Here is a 16,966-nt window from a genome sequence, read left to right on the forward strand (position 1 = left end):
TCTCTCCTTGTTTAGATTTTAAATTTAGTTCCAACTTCTATTTTTTCTATCTCTTTTTGATACTCAAATTTTAAAATTTCGCTATGTCCTATAACCTCAGCTTCGCTACCCTCTATGAGCAAAGCCGTGCCCTCAGGCAGTGCGTAGATAGTCTCTTTTGGATTTGCTATTAAAAACTCTTCTAGCCTCTCCTCCCTGCTCTCGCCGTTGTGACCTGCTAGTTTGCCACTTATAAAGTGCGGATTGATCTGATAAGGGAAGATATTTAGGCTATCAAAGGACTTTGGCATGATGATAGGCATATCATTTGTCGTCATCATCGTCTTACCAGCGATGTTTGCGCCAGCTGACCAGCCAAAGTATTTTGTGCCCTTTGCCACTGCTTCTTTTATAGGTTCAACTAAATTTAACTTATAAAGCGTATAAAGAAGCATAAAAGTATTTCCGCCGCCAACTGCGATGCTGCTGGCATTTTTTATAGCTGAAATTTTATCCTCGTAGTGGTGGATCGACTTTATATTTTTATTTTTTAGGCGGTCGATCACCTTTTGCTCGTATTCGTCATTTGTTCGTCTAACTCCAGCGTAAGGGATAAATAAAATCTCCTCCTTACCGCTCTCACCCAAGAAGTCCTTAACCCAGTTTTTGCAGTGTCTCAAGTAGCCAGTATCTTGGTAGCTTGAAGCGCTGATTAATAAAGCATTTTTCATTTTTTAGCTCCGTTTAGTTTGTAAGCAGCCCTTAGATAGATATCAACCCCAGCGACCAAGCACTCCTCGTCAAAGTCAAATTTGCTGTTGTGATGGCCTGCTTTTAAATTTGTACCGATCATCATATATCCGCTCTTTGCGCCCCTATCTTGCAAAGCTCTCATAAAGTGAGCGAAGTCCTCGCAAGCGCCAAAATCAAGCTCTTTAACGATCTTATCATCATCTATAAATGGACTTTGCTTTGCTGCTTCATAGAAAATTTCAGTCACCTCTTTGTCGCTATTTGCCCCGCTTGTGCCACCAGTCATCACGACCTTACTCTCAACGTCATAAATTTCACTCACACCTTTTACGATATCCATGCATTTTTTATACATAAACTCATTTAAATTTGTATCTTCGCCCCTTGTTTCGCAGGCCAGATAGCCGTTTGGTGCTATGACGTTTCTGCCCTCGCCAGCTCTTAAAACGCCCACATTTATCCTAGTCACGCCCTTTGCGTGCCTTGTGATACCATGCATATTTAGAGCCATTTGAGATGCGGCTAAAAGGGCATTTGCTCCCTCTTCTGGTGCTCCTGCTGCGTGAGCTGAGCGACCTGTGATATGCACGTCAAATTTAGAAGTTGCAAGCAGTTTGTTTGTGCCGCAAACTATGCCGCCGTTGGTTTCTGCTTGAAAGCCGATGTGTCCGCCAAGTAGGTACTCAACCCCCTCGAGCACGCCAGCAGCCTCCATAGCCACAGCGCCTCTTGTGCCCTCTTCTGCTGTTTGAAATATAAATTTAAATTTGCCGTTAAAATCGTCTAAATTTTTAGCGATCAGCTTTGCAAGCGCTAGACCCATCGCCATGTGTCCATCGTGCCCACAAGCGTGCGTGATGCCAGCGATATCTGAGCCAAAGCCCTCTTTGCAAGGTCTATGAGCAGCCTCCGCGCTCTCTGTCACATCAACGCTATCGATGTCAAATCTAAAGGCGCTAAATTTACCAGGTCTTTTTGTGTCGATGAAGGCTGTCAGCCCAGTTAGGCCATCTTTCATGCATTCAAGATATTTTGCTTCGTCAGGATTTAAAAGGCTTTTTGCTCGTTCGATCGCCTTTTGGCACTGCTCTTTGCTGCCAACTCCAAGCCTTGCATCGCTCTTTACGACCTCTTCGCCAAGCTTCACTTCATATCCTAGCTCGCTAAGCCTTTTTGCTAAAACCGCAGTCGTAAAAAAGGTAAACCAGCCAGTTTCTGGGTGCGAGTGAAAGTATCTGCGATCTTTGATCATGTCCTCTTTTAAAGATAGTGCTAAATTTGCTATTTTGTCCATGACTACTCCTCGTTTGAAAGTCTTATTAGTGCGTTTGTTAAAATTTTAGTTGCCATAACGGCGTCATCAAAATTTATCGCCTCTTTGGTGTTGTGGCTTATACCATCCACGCAAGGGATAAAGAGCATGCCAACGCTGCTTGCAAGCTTTGTTAAATTCATCGCATCATGCCCAGCACCACTTGGCAACGTGAGGCTTTTTATGCCAAGCTTTTTGGCTTCATCTTCAAGTAAATTTATGGCGTGTTCGCTTAGTTTTACTGGCTCGTCGCTGCTTAGCTCTCTTATCTCGTAGCTAAATTTAAGCTCACGGCTTAGCTCAGCCACAAAATTTCTAAGCTCTAAATTTAGCTCATCTAAGCTAGCCTTGTTGATATCTCTTAGATCAACGCCAAGCCTTGCCTCGCCTGGCACGACGTTTAAAACGCCTGGTTTTGCATGCACGTAGCCAACGGTTGCGACGGCTGTTTTTTTGTTTTTAGCAAATTTATTTGCAGCGATTATGATGTGTGAGGCGGCAAGCAGGGCGTCACTACGCATATTCATCGGCGTTGCGCCGCTGTGATCGGCCTTGCCCTGTATTGTGATCTCAAATCTAATAGGAGCTGCGATCCCGCTTACCACACCAACGCTTATGCCGCTTCGCTCAAGCACTGGGCCTTGCTCGATGTGAAGCTCAAGATAGGCGTGTAGGGAGTTTTCTTTTAGGATGGCTTCATCTAAATTTTGTGGTTTAAACCCAACCGCGCTCATCGCCTCAAAAAGCGAGATACCATCTTCATCTTTTAGCTCATGAAGCCTTTGCTGGCTTAGTTTGCCGCTTATTATCTTGCTACCGATAGTGGCTGTCTTAAAGCGGCTTGACTCCTCACAGCAGAAATTTATGAGCCAAAGTGGGCGCTTTAGCTTGATGCCAGCCTCTTTTATAGAGCTTAGCGCCTCAAGACCAGCCATGACGCCAAGTGTGCCGTCATAAAAGCCACCATTTGGCACGCTATCTATGTGAGAGCCCACGCAAACTGGCTTTGCTCCCACCTCGCAGCCATCATCATAGATGGCGTAGATGTTGCCGACATTGTCAATTTTAAGTTTAAAGCCATTTTTTTCTATCAAATTTATAAGAAATTTTCTTGCCTCAAGGTCCTCTTTGCTAAAGGCTAGTCTTGTCAGCCCTCCACCTTTTAGCGCTCCAAACTCGCTTATAGCGTTAAAATTTCTCTCAAATCTTTTAGCGTCTATCATCATAAATCCTTAAAATATAAAGCCAATCTTAAAAAGATTTATTACTTTAAGCATTTTACATTTTGTTTTATGATTTGAAGCTGAAAAAGTGTGAGTTTTTAAATTTTATAAAGCTGAGTCTTGAGATCTTTAATGATAAATAGAAGTTTTTCTAAAATTTCTATCTTATTTGGGTTGTCAGAGCCTTTTAAAATTTGCTGTTCGTTCTCGTAAAAGGCGATTTGCATATTTAAAATAGCCTTTTGCAAAGTGGTTGCATCGGTGATCTCATGGATATTTTCGTCCATTAAAATTTCTCTAACCATCTGCTCATCGCTCACGTCGTATCTATAAAGGATGGCGTTTAGATACTCAGGATGCTTTATAAAGTATCTAGCCCCAAGCTTTGAGAGTATCTCATCTCTGTAGTTTGGGTTATTTAGCATGGTTTTAAAAAGTGCAAACTCAAGCGGGTCTTTATTCATCACAGCTGGCACCTCATCTACCATGACAGAGTTGCTAAATTCATCTTTGCCTTTTTTTCTAAATTCTCTTTTAAATTTATTTTCATTTTTTGGCTTCTGCTTTAGCCCAAACCTATCTGCTACGCTTTGTGGAGTGAGGTTAAATCTTGCCGCTACCTCAGCCACATACGAGCTTGCTATCTCATCTCCAAGCTCGTCCATATAGGCTTTTATCTCGCTTAGGCAGTTATCTCTTTGCATTGAACGCGTGATGTCATACTTTTGCATGATCTTTTCTATATAAAATTTCACCGCGTCCTCGCCTGAGCCAAAGAGCTCATTAAGCTCCTTTATCTTGCCTGCAAAGACCATATCAGCAGGATCCGCGCCGTTACTTATGATGACTACTTTGGTATCTATCTTATTTATACTTAGTAGATGAGCCGACTTTATGGCCGCATTTATGCCAGCGCCATCTCCGTCAAAGCAAAGCACCACGCTTATCTCGCCCCTTTTTAAAAGCGGCAAGTGACTTGTAGTAAGTGCGGTGCCAAGCACGGCAACAGCGTTTGTAAAGCCAGCGTAGTGAAGCATGATGACGTCTAAATAGCCCTCTGTTATGATGATCTGCTTTTTCTCAAATATGCTTTGTCTAGCAAGGTGGTAGCCATAGAGCAGCTTTGACTTGTCAAATACCGAGCTTTGGGGCGAATTTACATATTTTGCAGGGTGATCTGAGATCGTTCTACCGCCAAAGCCAACTAGCCTTGTCGTGTGCGAGTAGATAGGAAATGTTATGCGCTCGATGAAACTAGCGTAAATTCCCTTTTCATTTTGCTTTACGATGCCAACTTCAAGCGCCTCTTTAGGCTCGATATTTTCATTTTGCAAAAGCCTAATAGTGCTTTTACTATCTCCAGCCCAGCCAAGCTCAAATTTCTCTATCATCGCATCATTTATGCCACGCGACTTTATATATCTAACGGCAGCTTCGTTTTTGTAAAACTCACTTCTATAAAAGGCATTTACCTTTTCTAAAATGTGCTTATTTTCTTTTTGCGTTGGCACCTTGTCATTTGTGTATTCAAGGCTGAAATTTGAAATTTGAGCGATCTTTTCTATCGCCTCTGGGTAGGTTAGCTTTTCATAATCCATCACAAATTTAACCGCATCTCCGCCAGCCTTGCAGGCAAAGCAGTGATACATCTGCTTGTTTTGATTTATGCTCATGCTTGGGTTTTTGTCGTCATGAAACGGACAGACACACTTGTAGCTTGAGCCCATCTTTTTAACAGGGATATACTGCTCAATGATATTAACAATGTCTATTTGGTTTTTTAATTTTTCAATGGATTTTGGATCTATCATAAGCAAAATTATACAACTGCTTTGTTATAATTAAAGTAAAATTTTATTACAAAGTGTTAGCGTGGATATTTTTTTCATTGGGCACAGAGATCCGATATTTAGCCTTATTATTCTATTTAGTATCATCTTGATGATCGCTGCTTTAAGCTACGCTTGGGGCATATTTTCAAGTAAAGATGAGAAAAAACGCATCGAGAAATTTATCAAGAAATTTGACAGCAAAGATGGCATAAGCGACGAGCACAAGCAGATGCTAAAAAGTCCAGAAGTAGATATACCAAGCCTTAGCATGCTAGGTCAAACATTTGCCAAAAATGGCGACTTTGAAAAATCAATCGGCGTCTATCTAATCGCACTTGAAAAGGTAAAAGATAAAAACGAGAAGGAATTTATCCTAAACGAGCTTGGAGAGGTCTATTTCAAGGCTGGATTTTTAAAAAAAGCTAGCGAAGTCTTTGAAAAAGCGCTTGAGCTAAGCCCTAGAAACGTCCTCGCACTGCGCTTTTTAACGATGATAGATGAGAAGCTTAAAAACTATAAAGAAGCCCTTTATGCGCTAAATTCGCTTGAAGAGCTAGGGACAAATGTAAAAGATCAAAAGGCCTATATAAAGGCGATCAGCACGCTTGATGATAGAAATTTAAGCTTTAGTGAAAAGGTGGAAATTCTCTCACACCTTAGCCAAAATTTTGAGCTTTTAAAGCGCATGATCTTAGCCCTTTTCATAAGACACAATGAAAATTTAGAAAATTTAAAAGATTTTGCCAAATTTGAAGATGTGCTTGATCTACTTTACAACCTAAAAACACCTATAAATTTAAGCGATCCAAAATATAAATCCCTCTTTTATGCAAAGGGCGATATAGAAGGTCCATGCGAAATTTACGGCTTTGAGCTAAATGTCATAAAAAGGCTAAAGGACGCTAAATTTGACGCGGCAGGGCTAAGCTTTAACTACGTTTGCAAAAACTGCAAAAACTCATTTCCTATGCACTTTTACCGCTGTCCAGTCTGTCACGAGCTAGGAAGTGTCAAAATTTTATCCCACATCACAGAAAAAGCAAGTGAAGATAGTAACACTTTTTAGTGACGGCTCATGCCTTGGAAACCCTGGAGCTGGCGGCTGGGCTTATATATTGAGATTTAACGAAGCGCAGAAAAAAGCAAGTGGCGGCGAGGCATATACGACAAACAACCAAATGGAGCTAAAAGCTGCGATAATGGGGCTAAAAGCACTAAAAGAGCCATGTGAAGTTAGGCTAATAACCGATAGCTCATACGTGGTAAATAGCATAAATGAGTGGCTTGCAAACTGGCAAAAGAGAAATTTTAAAAATGTAAAAAATGTCGAGCTTTGGCAGGAGTATTTAGAAATTTCAAAGCCACATAAAGTCGTGGCTAGCTGGGTTAAAGGGCACGCTGGACATCCTGAAAACGAGGAGTGTGACCAGATGGCAAGAGACGAGGCATTAAAAATAAAAGATGAGAATAAGATATGAAAAATTTAGAAGAATTTGAACGTAATCTTGGCTATAAATTTAAAAAATCTGAGCTTTTAGAAGAGGCGCTAACGCATAAGAGCACCAAGCAGGCGTTAAATAACGAGAGGCTTGAGTTTTTGGGCGATGCGGTGATGGATCTGCTCGTGGCTGAGTATCTTTTTAAGAAATTTAGCAAGATCGCAGAGGGCGACATGAGCAAACTTCGTGCCGCACTTGTAAATGAAAAAAGCTTTGCAAATATGTCTAGGCGGCTAAAAATGGGCGAGTTTTTAAGGCTTAGCCAAGCTGAAGAAAATAACGGCGGTAGAGAGAAAGATAGCATTTTAAGCGACGCATTTGAGGCGGTGATGGGTGCAATATACCTTGAGGCTGGACTTGATAAAGTTAGAGAAATTTCTATCACACTGCTTGAGCTTTGCTACCCAAAGATCGACTTTGCGCACCTTGAAAAAGACTACAAAACCGCCCTTCAAGAGGTCACTCAAGCAAACCTTGGCGTTATACCAACGTACGAGCTTATAAGCTCTTTTGGCCCTGATCACAAGAAAGAATTTGAGATAGCTCTACTGCTAAATGGCAAGGAAATTTCACGTGCCGTTGGCAACTCCAAAAAGCAAGCCCAACAGCTCGCAGCAAAGATAGCGCTAGAAAAAATCAAAAAATAGGATAAATTTTGAACACATTTGGCAAAAAACTAACCTTAACTAGCTTTGGCGAGAGCCATGGGGTGGCGATTGGTGGCGTGATAGACGGCATACCTGCTGGGTTAAAGATCGATGTGGATTTTATCCAAAGCGAGCTTGACAAACGTCGTCCTGGACAAAGTAGCTTCACAACGGCAAGAGATGAGGCTGATAAGATAGAAATTTTTAGCGGCGTCTTTGATGGCATGAGTACTGGGGCGCCGATAGGTTTTGCCATTTTTAACAACAACCAAAAGTCAAATGACTATGAAAATTTACGTGAGATTTTCCGCCCTGGGCATGCTGATCTAACATATTTTAAAAAATATGGCATCAGAGATCACAGAGGCGGTGGGCGTGCGAGTGCTAGAGAGACTGCAGTAAGGGTTGCTGGTGGGGCATTTGCACAGCTACTTTTAAATGAATTTAAGATAGAAGTTTTAAGCGGTGTGCTTGGCATTGGCAAGGTTGTTAGCGACAAGGTTGATTTTGCTTTTGCCAAAAATTCGCAAATTTACGCCCTTGGCAACGAAGAGGCGATGAAAGAGGCGGTAAATAAAGCTAGAAGTGAGCACGATAGCGTCGGAGCTGTGGTTTTAAGCGTGGCTAGAGGCGTGCCAGCTGGTCTTGGAGAGCCACTTTATGATAGGCTGGATAGCGCTTTGGCAGCTGCTTTAATGGGCATAAACGGAGTAAAAGCCGTAGAGATCGGCGCTGGCGTAAATGTAAGCTCTATGCTTGGCTCAGCAAACAACGACGAAATGGACGAGCTTGGCTTTTTGAGCAACAACGCTGGTGGCATACTTGGAGGCATAAGCAGTGGCGCTGAAATCGTGCTAAAGAGCCATTTTAAGCCAACGCCTTCGATATTTAAAGAGCAAAAGACGCTAAATTTAGCTGGCGAGGCGGTGGATTTTGAGCTAAGAGGTAGGCATGATCCTTGCATAGGCATACGTGGCAGCGTCGTAGCAACCGCGATGATAAGGCTAGTTCTTGCTGATATGCTCTTACTAAATGCAAGCACAAAGCTTGAAAATTTAAAGAAAATTTACGGCTAAATTTGACTTTGCCACCAAACTAGGGCCAAATTTATAAATTTACAGCGACAAACTTGATCTCGCCTTTATATATTTCTAAATTTGCTAAGACCCCGTGTCCGCAGTTGCTTTGAGTGGTGCCAGATATGTCTTTGTCGTGAGTTAGGACATTGACGCAGCCATGCTTGCAAAGGCTCTTTTGCTTAGCGCTTCAGGATCATATCATGCGCCCTCGCAGATGGCGATGACGTGCTCTGGGATGATGAGTGACAAGCGCGCCAACTAAATTTCACCCTATCTCGTTAAATACTCTCACCACGTCGCCAGTTGCGATGCCTTTTGCTTTGGCGTCATTTACGTTTATGAGCATCGGCTCTCTAGCGCCCACCTCAGCGTAGTTTCTGATTATTGAGTTATTTAGCTGTGAGTGGAGGCGGTATCTTTAGTGTGTGGTTTTTGCACTCAAATTTAGCCTTTTTCTAAAAGATTTTTATTAAATTTTTAAGCCATTTCAAACAAAATTTGCAAACTAACTTTTACCAAATTTCATCTATAATCCTCTCATGAAAAATGAAAATCCAAAGAGCAAAATTTACGCCGTTATCGACCTAAAGTCCTTTTACGCCTCGGTTGAGTGCGTAGAGCGCGGGCTTGATCCATTTAAGGCTGATCTAGTCGTGGCTGATGCTAGTCGTGGCAGTGGCGGCATCTGCTTAGCTGTTAGCCCTGCGCTTCGTGCAAAAGGGGTGAAAAACCGCTGCAGGCTCTTTGAGATACCAATGGATATCAAATTTATCATCGCGCCACCTAGGATGCAGTTTTACATCGACTACGCCGCAAGGATCTATGAAATTTATCTAAAATATGTCTCCAAAGAGGATATCTACGTCTATTCGATCGATGAGTGTTTTATCGACCTCACTTCTTACTTGAAATTTTACGCTCTTGGCGCAAAAGAGATGGCAAAGATGATGATGGATGAGATCTTAAAAACGACTGGCGTGACGGCGACTTGCGGCATGGGGACAAATTTATACCTCGCAAAGATCGCGCTTGATATATTAGCAAAGCACCAAGATGACGGCATCGCCTATCTTGACGAAGAGCTTTACAAAAAGCAGCTCTGGACGCATCAGCCACTAAGCGACTTTTGGCGTATCGGTAAGCAAACTAGGCTAAAGCTCGAAAAATGCGGCATCTTTTGCATGAAAGATATCGCAAATGCACCAAAAAGCCTGCTTGAAAAAATTTTTGGCGTCGATGCCTACATCACGATCGATCACGCAAACGGCATAGAGCCAACGACGATAGCTGAGATAAAGGCCTATAAACCAAGCATGAAGTCCTACTTTAGCTCGGAAATTTTGCCAAGAGATTATGAGCGCTGCGAGGCGGTGATCGTGCTAAAAGAGATGGCTGACAGGCTCGCACTTAGGATGATAAACAAAGATGTAAGGGCGAGTGGGCTAACGATAAATGTGAGATTTGCCGATAAGCTTGAGCCTCAGCAACGTGCAAGCGTGAGGTTTAAAACGCCAACAAACATCTCAAGCGTGCTGATGAGTGCGGCTGAGGAGCTACTTTTAAACAAGATAAAAAATGTCGGGCTAATCAGGCAAATAGGCATATCAGCAAACGATGTGGTGAAAGAAAATTTGGTTGAGTTTAGCCTATTTGAAGATGACGCCAAAGAAAAAGCGGTGCTAAAGTCACTAAATTTGATAAAAGAGAAATTTGGTAAAAACTCGATCCTGCGCGCGATCGACCTGCTGCCAGAAGCGACTGGGCAAGATAGAAACAAAAAAATAGGAGGGCACAAGAGCGGTGAGTAAAGATAGGGCAAAAATTTTTAGCTCGTTTAATCCTCTTTCTACCTTAGAGCGAGCCTTGCGTCAAAAAGAGCGAGAAAAATGCGAAAAACTAGAGCTTGATGAGAGCAAGGTCGATGAAATTTTAAAAAAGATAAGCGAGATAAAGATAGCTGATGAGGTGCGTGTGAGCTACCACAACGGCTTTACTTACGTAAAAACTAGCGGACTAGTTTCGGATGTAAATTTCAAAGACAAAACCCTCATGATCGTAAAAACTAAGATCAAATTTGAGGATATAAATGAGGTGGAGATAGTTAGAAAACGGGCGATTGCTCGCCCTTTGAATTAGTTTTTGCGTGTGTTTGCGTCTGGAGTGAAAAGTGGCTTATCAAGAAGTTTGAAGTCACCTATAAATTTCTGACCCTCTTCGCTTGTTGCCCATTTTATAAATTTCTCTGCATTTTCGATGTCAGTTTTAGGGCAGTGTTTTGGATTTACTGCGATTAGAGAGTAGAAGTTTTTAAGGTCGTTGTCGCCCTCGTTGATGATGACCATCTCAGGATGACCTTTTTGGTTTGCTTCATATTTAATGTAAGTACCGCGGTCAGTAAATGTAACGCCTTTTTGCTCAGCAGCAGCATTTATCGTAGCTAGCATGCCTTGACCTGTTTGCATATACCAGCTATCTTTTTCAGGGACTTCGCCAGCGATCTTTTTCCAGATGCCTTTTTCTTTATTATCTGTGCCTGATTTATCGCCACGTGAGAAGAATTTGATACCATCTTTTTTGATAAGCTCAAAGCTTTGTTTTATATCTTTACCTTTAAATTTATCAGCGATTGATTTATCAGCGATAACGACGAAGTCATTGTACATTACGGCATTTCTTTTTAAGCCAAAGCCTTTTTCTACAAATTCTTTCTCAACTTTTGGTGAGTGAACAAAAAGTATGTCAGCGTTGCAGTCTTCGCCAAGCTTTAGAGCTGCACCTGTACCAACAGCTGTCCATTTTATATCAACACCTGTTTTTGCTTTATAAGCTGGATAGATCGCATCAAGCAAGCCAGTGTTATCTGTACTTGTTGTAGTCGCCATGATTAGTTCATTGTCAGCGCCAAACGCCAAAACTGCAGCTGCTAGTGAGCCTAAAATAATCTTTTTCATTTTTCTCCTTTAAAAAAAATTGTGATATTATAGCACATTTAAAATAATCTTAAGAAATATGCTAGGAAAGAATAATTGGATTTTTTACTTAATGGCTTTACAGAAGCCTTTAATCTACTTTTAAACGGCAACCTTGAAACATATTCAGCCATCAAAGCTACACTTTACACATCAAGCGTGTCGATACTTTTTGCTGTTCTCGTTGGCTTCCCGCTCGGTTTTATACTTGGTTTTTACGACTTTAAAGGCCGCAAAATTTTACGTCTTCTAAGTGACACAGCTCTTGCCATGCCAACAGTTGCGATAGGTCTTATCTTGTACGCATTTATCACTAGAAATGGCCCGCTTGGCAGCCTAAATTTACTATTTACACTAAAAGCGGTCATGCTAGGCCAGTTTGTGCTCGCCCTTCCTATCATTATCTCGCTTACTGCAAGCGTGGTTGAAAATATGGATAGAAAACACTATCTAACTATCCTAAATTTACGCCTTGCGCCAGCAAAGCTAGTTTTTTGTGTGCTTTACGAGCTGCGCTACGCACTCATGGTAGTTATCGCCACCGCATACGGCAGGATCGTGGCTGAAGTGGGCGTTGCGATGATGATAGGTGGCAACATCAAGTACTTTACTAGAACGATCACCACAGCCGTTTCGCTTGAGACGAACAAGGGCGAATTTGCCATGGGTATTGCGCTTGCCATGGTTTTGATATTCATCGCATTTTTAGTAAATTTAGCGATCTTTGCGCTCAAAAAACTAGACAAATAGGAGCAAATTTTGATAAAGATAAGAAATTTACACCTAAGCTACGGCAAAAGCGAGATCCTAAATATCCCAAGTCTTGATATAAATACTAAAAAGATAACCGCTCTAATGGGCAGTAATGGCAGTGGCAAAAGCACGCTAATAAGAATGCTCTCACGCCTGCAAGGCCCAGATAGCGGCGAAATTTCACTTTGGGGTGAAAATAGACCAAGCCTTGAAATGCTGCGTAAAATTTGCGTTTTGCTGCCTGAGCCTGCCCTTTTAAAAAGAAGCGTTAGAGAAAATTTCAAAGCCATTTTAAAAAGTAGAAATTTACTAAGCGAATTTGAGGAGCGAACCAGCGAAGCACTAGCTCTCGTGGGACTTGATGAGAAGTTTTTAGACAAGCGCCACTTTGAGCTAAGCTCGGGGCAAACGCAGCGCATCGCATTTGCACTTGCACTTTCTTTAAGGGTGCCATTTTACCTGCTTGATGAGCCGACAAATAGCGTTGATATCGCCACTTCAAAGCTCTTTAGCAAGGCTATAAATTTGATGCACGAGAGATATGGCTGCGGCTTTGTCATCGCAAGTCACGACGAGAAGTGGCTTAGTATGCTAGCAAACGAGTGCGTGTTTTTACACAAAGGCAGAGTCTGTGAGTTTGAATACAAAAATATCTTCGAGATAGAAGGTGGTGTGCTAAGCTTTGGTGACGAAGCACGGCTAAATTTGCCTTTAAATTTTAAAGGCAAAAGCAAGATCACGATCAACCCAAGCAAGATAAAAATTTCTAAAACAGGCGGTGAGGGTCAAATTTCAGGGATTTTGCACTCAGCCTCGCTTTACATGGGCAATGAAAAGCTTTTGAAGGTCAAAGTTGGCGACTTTTTGATCAAAATTTTTAGCCACGATGATGAAATTACAAAGATCGGCGAGAGGGTATTTTTAGAATTTGAAGATGGCTCGATGCTCGCTTTAGAGTAAAATTTACTCCCACCCTTTAAATTTAGTCCCAAAATAAAAATGGATATCAAAAAAGAGCTAAATTTTAATAATCCTGCTAAAAAATCATATCTTACATAACTCCCTAAAAATAGCGTTTTTAAATATGCAATTAAGGCATATTTAAGCTTTTTTTAACTTTTCTAATTTATTTTATTTTAAGGCACATTAATAAGGCAATTAATTGTATAGTTTCGGTGTCGTTAAAAAACTATTTAAGGAAAAAGGTGAGCACAAAAGAGGAATTTGCAGCTGGCAGAAAACTTTACTACGCTACTTTCTCTAAATTCTTCGTATTTAGTGAAGATGAAAAGAGATTTGATGGCCTTAGTAAAATGCTTGATCTCATAGAAGAATACAGCCTCAATGATGAAGTATCGCGAGCTGCTACTAATATAAAAAGTAAATTTAATGAAAAAAATCCAGAGAATTTGATCACCGAATTTGATGACATTTTTCACACTCCGCCAAGTCCGCTTCGAAACTCGCTCTCTTTTTACGATGAGGGTTATGAAGTGGGTCATGCTTGTGCTGATGTGCGTAAAATTTTGGCTAAGACAAACATCAGAAGAGATGAGAGTAAATTTAAAGAGAATGAAGATAATGTGGGCTTTGTCTTTACGCTTATGAACGAGTTTATCGGTAAATTTGACGAGTGCGAAGAGGAGCTTTTTAAAAATATTATAAATCCAAACATTGATGAGTTTATAGAGAATTTATATGAGCATAAAAATAGTGAAATTTACAAGGATGTGGCCGTTTTGCTAAACGAATTTATCGCGTTTGAGCGCGTGGCACTAAACTCACCAAAACCAGTCAAGATAGACCACAAAAAGAGCGATGGTCTTTCAAGATCTGAAAGTATAAGAAGAGAAAAAAATAGGATAAGAAAACTAAGAACGGAGGGTACATATGCAAAATAGACGCGAATTTCTAAAAAAAGTCGGTCTAGTTGGCGCTGTGGCAGCAAGTGGCGCGGTAGCAGCAAATGCTAATGAAAATTTAAAATCAGGAAAGAGTAAAAAGACCGAAGTGCTTTACAAAAGAAGCAAAAACTGGGAACTTTACTACAAACAAGCAAAATAAAATTTGATAGAAATTTAAGAAAGGATGAAAATGTCTGAAGCTAGATTAAACGCTACGCCAAACAACATCGGCCGTAGATCGTTTTTAAAAATGGCTGCATTAGCAAGTACTTGTGGAGCGGCCGGCTTTGCAGCAAGCAATGTCACAAGAGAAGCAACAGCTCAAGAGATGGCAAACCCATTTCCAGACTCAAAAATAGTAAAAACTGTCTGCACAGTTTGCTCTGTAGGATGCGGAGTGCTAGCAGAGGTAGAAAATGGTGCATGGGTACGTCAAGAAGTAGCACAAGATCACCCAGTAAGTGCTGGTGGTCACTGCTGTAAAGGTGCAGACGTTATCGATATGGTGCGCTCACACTGCCGTGTAAAATATCCGATGAAAAAAGTTGGCGGCAAGTGGCAACGCATCTCTATGACGCAAGCACTTGACGAGATCGGCGCAAAGCTAAAAGCTTACCGCGAGAAAAATCCAGAGCAAGTTATGTTTCTAGGATCAGCAAAAGATAGCAATGAGCAGAGCTACTACATCAGTAAATTCTCTGCGATGTTTGGGACAAACAACCTAGATCACCAAGCAAGAATTTGACATAGCGCAACAGTCGCCGGTGTGGCGAATACGTGGGGTTATGGAGCTATGACAAATCACCTTGGAGATATCCAAAACGCGAAATCTATCTTTATAATCGGCGCAAATCCAGCGGTAAATCACCCAGTTGGCTTTAGACACTTTTTAAAAGCAAAAGAGAATAATGGCGCAAAACTAATCGTTGTCGATCCAAGATACACAAGAACTGCAGCAAAGGCTGATTATTTCGCACAAATTCGCCCAGGCACAGACATACCATTTATGTATGGCATGATGAATCTCATCTTTGAAAATGGCTGGGAAGATAAGAAATTTATAGATGAGCGCACATACGGCATCGATGAGATCCGTAAAGAGGCTGCAAAATGGACACCAGAAGTCGTTGAAGATGTGACTGGAGTGAGCGCTGCAACGCTAAAAGAGATCACAGAAATTTATGCTAAAAATCGCCCTGGCTCAGTCGTTTGGGCGATGGGTCTAACTCAGCACACAATAGGCAGCTCAAACACTCGTATAGCTCCGATCTTGCAACTAGTTCTTGGCAACATGGGCGTAAGTGGCGGAGGATGTAACATCCTAAGAGGCCACGACAACGTTCAAGGTGCTAGCGACATGGCAAACGCGCCTGATAGCTTGCCTGGATACTACGCTAAAAACGAAGCTACATGGAAATATTTTGCCAAAATGTGGAAAGTGGATTACGAGTGGTTGCAAGGAAATTTCGTAAAACCAGAGTGGATGATGAAGCCTGGATTTACCCTAGCTCGCTGGTGGGCTGGCGTGCTTGATGGCAAAGATGGCAACGACGCTATTGAAAACGCAGGCGATAGCCTAAAAGCTCTTGTAGTTATAGGCAACGGCATAACATCTACTGCACAACAAGCAAAGGTTCAAGAGGGTCTTGACGGACTTGAGCTTTTAGTACTTATGGATCCATTTGTAAATGATGCTGGCGTTATCACTAATAAAAAAGATGGCGTTTATCTTCTCCCTGCAGCAACTCAATACGAAACTAGCGGTACAGTCGTAGCTACAAACAGAAGTGGTCAATGGAGAAGCCAAGTATGTAAGCCACTTTATGAGAGCATGCCAGATCATGAAGTTCTATTTGAACTAGCTAAACGCATAGGTTTCTATGATGAGCTAACTCGCACCATAAGGGACGCTGATGGTAAGATAGAGTGGCCAGAAGCTGCTACCCGCGAGATAGCAAATATCGTAAAAAGTATCGGACTTACAGGCTGGACACCTGAGCGCCTAAAACGCCACCAAGAGAACTGGGATAAATTTGATGAAAAAACACTTATGGGCAAAGAGGGCACTGACGTAGCTGGCGAGTATTACGGCTTGCCATGGCCTTGCTGGACGGAAAAGCACCCTGGTAGTCCAAATTTATATGATATAAGCAAACCAGTAATGCAAGGTGGTATGGGATTTAGAAACCGCTTTGGTTTAGAGCACAACGGCGTTAATCAGCTTGCCGCAATGGGCTCTGCTCCAGAACAAGGCGCGATAAATGGCGGATATCCTGAGATAACAAAGAAAAATATCGAAGAGGTTCTTGGTATAAAACTTACAGACGAAGAGCGCGAAAAAATGGGCGCTACATGGGCGACTGATGGCAGTGGCATAATCGCTGAAAAATGTATGCAAAAGGGCATAGCTCCATACGGCAATGCACGTGCTAGAGCGATAGTTTGGACATTTGTTGATCAGATCCCTCAGCATAGAGAGCCGATCCACTCACAGCGTCAAGATCTTGCGCAAAAATATCCAAGCTTTGAGGATAAACCAAATCACTACCGCGTCTATACGAAGTATAAGAGCTTGCAACAAAGTAAGGACTTCTCAAAAGAATTCCCTATCAACCTCATCACAGCTCGTCTCGTAAATTTCAGTGGTGCTGGTATGGAGACGCGTGCTAGTAAGTATCTATCACGCATTACGCCTGAGATGTTTGCCGACATCCACCCAGAGCTAGCGGCTAAACATGGCATTAAAAATTGGGATTTTGTTTGGGTTCATTCACCTGAGGGCACTAAGATCAAGGTTCGCGCAAGGATAGTGCCATCGGTTAAGCCTAATATGATCTTCTTGCCATTCCACTGGGCTGGATATATGCAAGGTGTTGATATGACTGGAAATTTCCCTGAAGGAACAAGACCTTTTGCAGTTGGTGAGAGCGCAAATACCGTAACAAACTACGGATATGACATAGTCACTCAAATTCCAGAAACAAAAGGCGGTCTTTGCCGCATAGAAAGGGCATAA

At 41.8% G+C, this 16,966-nt stretch carries 16 protein-coding genes and 1 pseudogene; 11 read left to right on the forward strand and 6 right to left on the reverse strand.

The window, feature by feature from the left end; all coding sequences use genetic code 11:
* Positions 1-11 precede the first annotated feature (11 nt).
* The 4 genes from pepE to dnaG form a co-directional block, all read right to left on the reverse strand.
* A complete protein-coding gene (gene pepE, locus CVT07_RS08205; RefSeq protein ID WP_107936631.1) occupies positions 12-710 on the reverse strand; it encodes a dipeptidase PepE in 699 nt (232 codons plus the stop codon).
* Positions 707-2,026 (reverse strand): amidohydrolase, encoded by a 1,320-nt coding sequence (locus CVT07_RS08210; RefSeq protein WP_107936629.1) that lies wholly within the window; start codon positions 2,024-2,026, stop codon positions 707-709. Before CVT07_RS08210 ends, pepE begins: the two co-directional genes overlap by 4 nt.
* 2 nt (positions 2,027-2,028) lie before the next feature.
* Positions 2,029-3,267, reverse strand: coding sequence for a M20 family metallo-hydrolase (locus CVT07_RS08215; RefSeq protein WP_107936628.1), 1,239 nt, complete (start codon positions 3,265-3,267; stop codon positions 2,029-2,031).
* A gap of 98 nt (positions 3,268-3,365) precedes the next feature.
* On the reverse strand, positions 3,366-5,078 hold the full coding sequence (dnaG, locus tag CVT07_RS08220) for a DNA primase (protein WP_196375726.1): 1,713 nt from the start codon (positions 5,076-5,078) through the stop codon (positions 3,366-3,368).
* Positions 5,079-5,139: 61 nt separating this feature from the next.
* On the opposite strand from dnaG, the gene CVT07_RS08225 reads away from it, so the two are divergent.
* The 4 genes from CVT07_RS08225 to aroC are packed head-to-tail and all read left to right on the forward strand — an operon-like array spanning position 5,140 to position 8,321.
* Positions 5,140-6,165, forward strand: coding sequence for a tetratricopeptide repeat protein (locus CVT07_RS08225; RefSeq protein ID WP_107936624.1), 1,026 nt, complete (start codon positions 5,140-5,142; stop codon positions 6,163-6,165).
* A complete protein-coding gene (rnhA, locus tag CVT07_RS08230) occupies positions 6,143-6,577 on the forward strand; it encodes a ribonuclease HI (RefSeq protein ID WP_087583474.1) in 435 nt (144 codons plus the stop codon). Before CVT07_RS08225 ends, rnhA begins: the two co-directional genes overlap by 23 nt.
* On the forward strand, positions 6,574-7,245 hold the full coding sequence (gene rnc / locus CVT07_RS08235) for a ribonuclease III (protein ID WP_107936622.1): 672 nt from the start codon (positions 6,574-6,576) through the stop codon (positions 7,243-7,245). The genes rnhA and rnc overlap by 4 nt, the downstream gene beginning before the upstream one ends.
* Positions 7,246-7,253: 8 nt before the next feature.
* Positions 7,254-8,321, forward strand: a complete 1,068-nt coding sequence (aroC, locus tag CVT07_RS08240; RefSeq protein ID WP_107936620.1) for a chorismate synthase — start codon at positions 7,254-7,256, stop codon at positions 8,319-8,321.
* A gap of 31 nt (positions 8,322-8,352) precedes the next feature.
* On the opposite strand, the pseudogene CVT07_RS08245 reads toward aroC, so the two are convergent.
* Positions 8,353-8,742, reverse strand: a pseudogene (locus CVT07_RS08245) (molybdopterin dinucleotide binding domain-containing protein); the annotation flags it as partial.
* A 121-nt stretch (positions 8,743-8,863) separates the two neighbouring features.
* Here CVT07_RS08245 and CVT07_RS08250 point away from each other — a divergent pair.
* Both CVT07_RS08250 and CVT07_RS08255 read left to right on the forward strand, forming a co-directional pair.
* Entirely contained in the window at positions 8,864-10,132 is a 1,269-nt protein-coding gene (locus CVT07_RS08250; RefSeq protein WP_107936618.1) for a DNA repair protein, read from the forward strand.
* The gene (locus CVT07_RS08255; RefSeq protein WP_107936616.1) at positions 10,125-10,460 is read left to right on the forward strand and encodes a YolD-like family protein; all 336 of its coding nucleotides are present in this window, start codon (positions 10,125-10,127) and stop codon (positions 10,458-10,460) included. Before CVT07_RS08250 ends, CVT07_RS08255 begins: the two co-directional genes overlap by 8 nt.
* On the opposite strand, the gene tupA is transcribed toward CVT07_RS08255, so the two are convergent.
* A complete protein-coding gene (gene tupA / locus CVT07_RS08260) occupies positions 10,457-11,275 on the reverse strand; it encodes a tungstate ABC transporter substrate-binding protein TupA (RefSeq protein WP_002941321.1) in 819 nt (272 codons plus the stop codon). The two genes, CVT07_RS08255 and tupA, sit on opposite strands and share 4 nt — an antisense overlap.
* 75 nt (positions 11,276-11,350) lie before the next feature.
* On the opposite strand from tupA, the gene tupB reads away from it, so the two are divergent.
* The 5 genes from tupB to CVT07_RS08290 all read left to right on the forward strand — a co-directional run bounded on the left by tupB (position 11,351) and on the right by CVT07_RS08290 (position 16,966).
* A complete protein-coding gene (tupB, locus tag CVT07_RS08265) occupies positions 11,351-12,043 on the forward strand; it encodes a tungstate ABC transporter permease TupB (RefSeq protein ID WP_107936614.1) in 693 nt (230 codons plus the stop codon).
* Positions 12,044-12,052: 9 nt separating this feature from the next.
* Positions 12,053-13,006, forward strand: coding sequence for a tungstate ABC transporter ATP-binding protein TupC (tupC, locus tag CVT07_RS08270; protein WP_107936612.1), 954 nt, complete (start codon positions 12,053-12,055; stop codon positions 13,004-13,006).
* A gap of 245 nt (positions 13,007-13,251) precedes the next feature.
* Positions 13,252-13,947, forward strand: a complete 696-nt coding sequence (locus CVT07_RS08275; RefSeq protein ID WP_021085031.1) for a TorD/DmsD family molecular chaperone — start codon at positions 13,252-13,254, stop codon at positions 13,945-13,947.
* Entirely contained in the window at positions 13,937-14,110 is a 174-nt protein-coding gene (locus tag CVT07_RS08280; protein ID WP_002941238.1) for a twin-arginine translocation signal domain-containing protein, read from the forward strand. Before CVT07_RS08275 ends, CVT07_RS08280 begins: the two co-directional genes overlap by 11 nt.
* A gap of 30 nt (positions 14,111-14,140) precedes the next feature.
* Positions 14,141-16,966 (forward strand): formate dehydrogenase subunit alpha, encoded by a 2,826-nt coding sequence (locus CVT07_RS08290; RefSeq protein ID WP_107916374.1) that lies wholly within the window; start codon positions 14,141-14,143, stop codon positions 16,964-16,966.

Origin of the sequence: Campylobacter concisus (assembly GCF_003048875.2) — a bacterium.
GTDB lineage: Bacteria > Campylobacterota > Campylobacteria > Campylobacterales > Campylobacteraceae > Campylobacter_A > Campylobacter_A concisus_AU.

Excerpts from the sequence above, each read along its gene's own strand:
- pepE (WP_107936631.1), bottom strand. The coding sequence starts at position 710 with ATGAAAAATGCTTTATTAATCAGCGCTTCAAGCTACCAAGATACTGGC.
- CVT07_RS08210 (WP_107936629.1), bottom strand. The coding sequence starts at position 2,026 with ATGGACAAAATAGCAAATTTAGCACTATCTTTAAAAGAGGACATGATC.
- CVT07_RS08215 (WP_107936628.1), bottom strand. The coding sequence starts at position 3,267 with ATGATAGACGCTAAAAGATTTGAGAGAAATTTTAACGCTATAAGCGAG.
- dnaG (WP_196375726.1), bottom strand. The coding sequence starts at position 5,078 with ATGATAGATCCAAAATCCATTGAAAAATTAAAAAACCAAATAGACATT.
- rnc (WP_107936622.1), top strand. The coding sequence starts at position 6,574 with ATGAAAAATTTAGAAGAATTTGAACGTAATCTTGGCTATAAATTTAAA.
- CVT07_RS08250 (WP_107936618.1), top strand. The coding sequence starts at position 8,864 with ATGAAAAATGAAAATCCAAAGAGCAAAATTTACGCCGTTATCGACCTA.
- tupA (WP_002941321.1), bottom strand. The coding sequence starts at position 11,275 with ATGAAAAAGATTATTTTAGGCTCACTAGCAGCTGCAGTTTTGGCGTTT.
- CVT07_RS08280 (WP_002941238.1), top strand. The coding sequence starts at position 13,937 with ATGCAAAATAGACGCGAATTTCTAAAAAAAGTCGGTCTAGTTGGCGCT.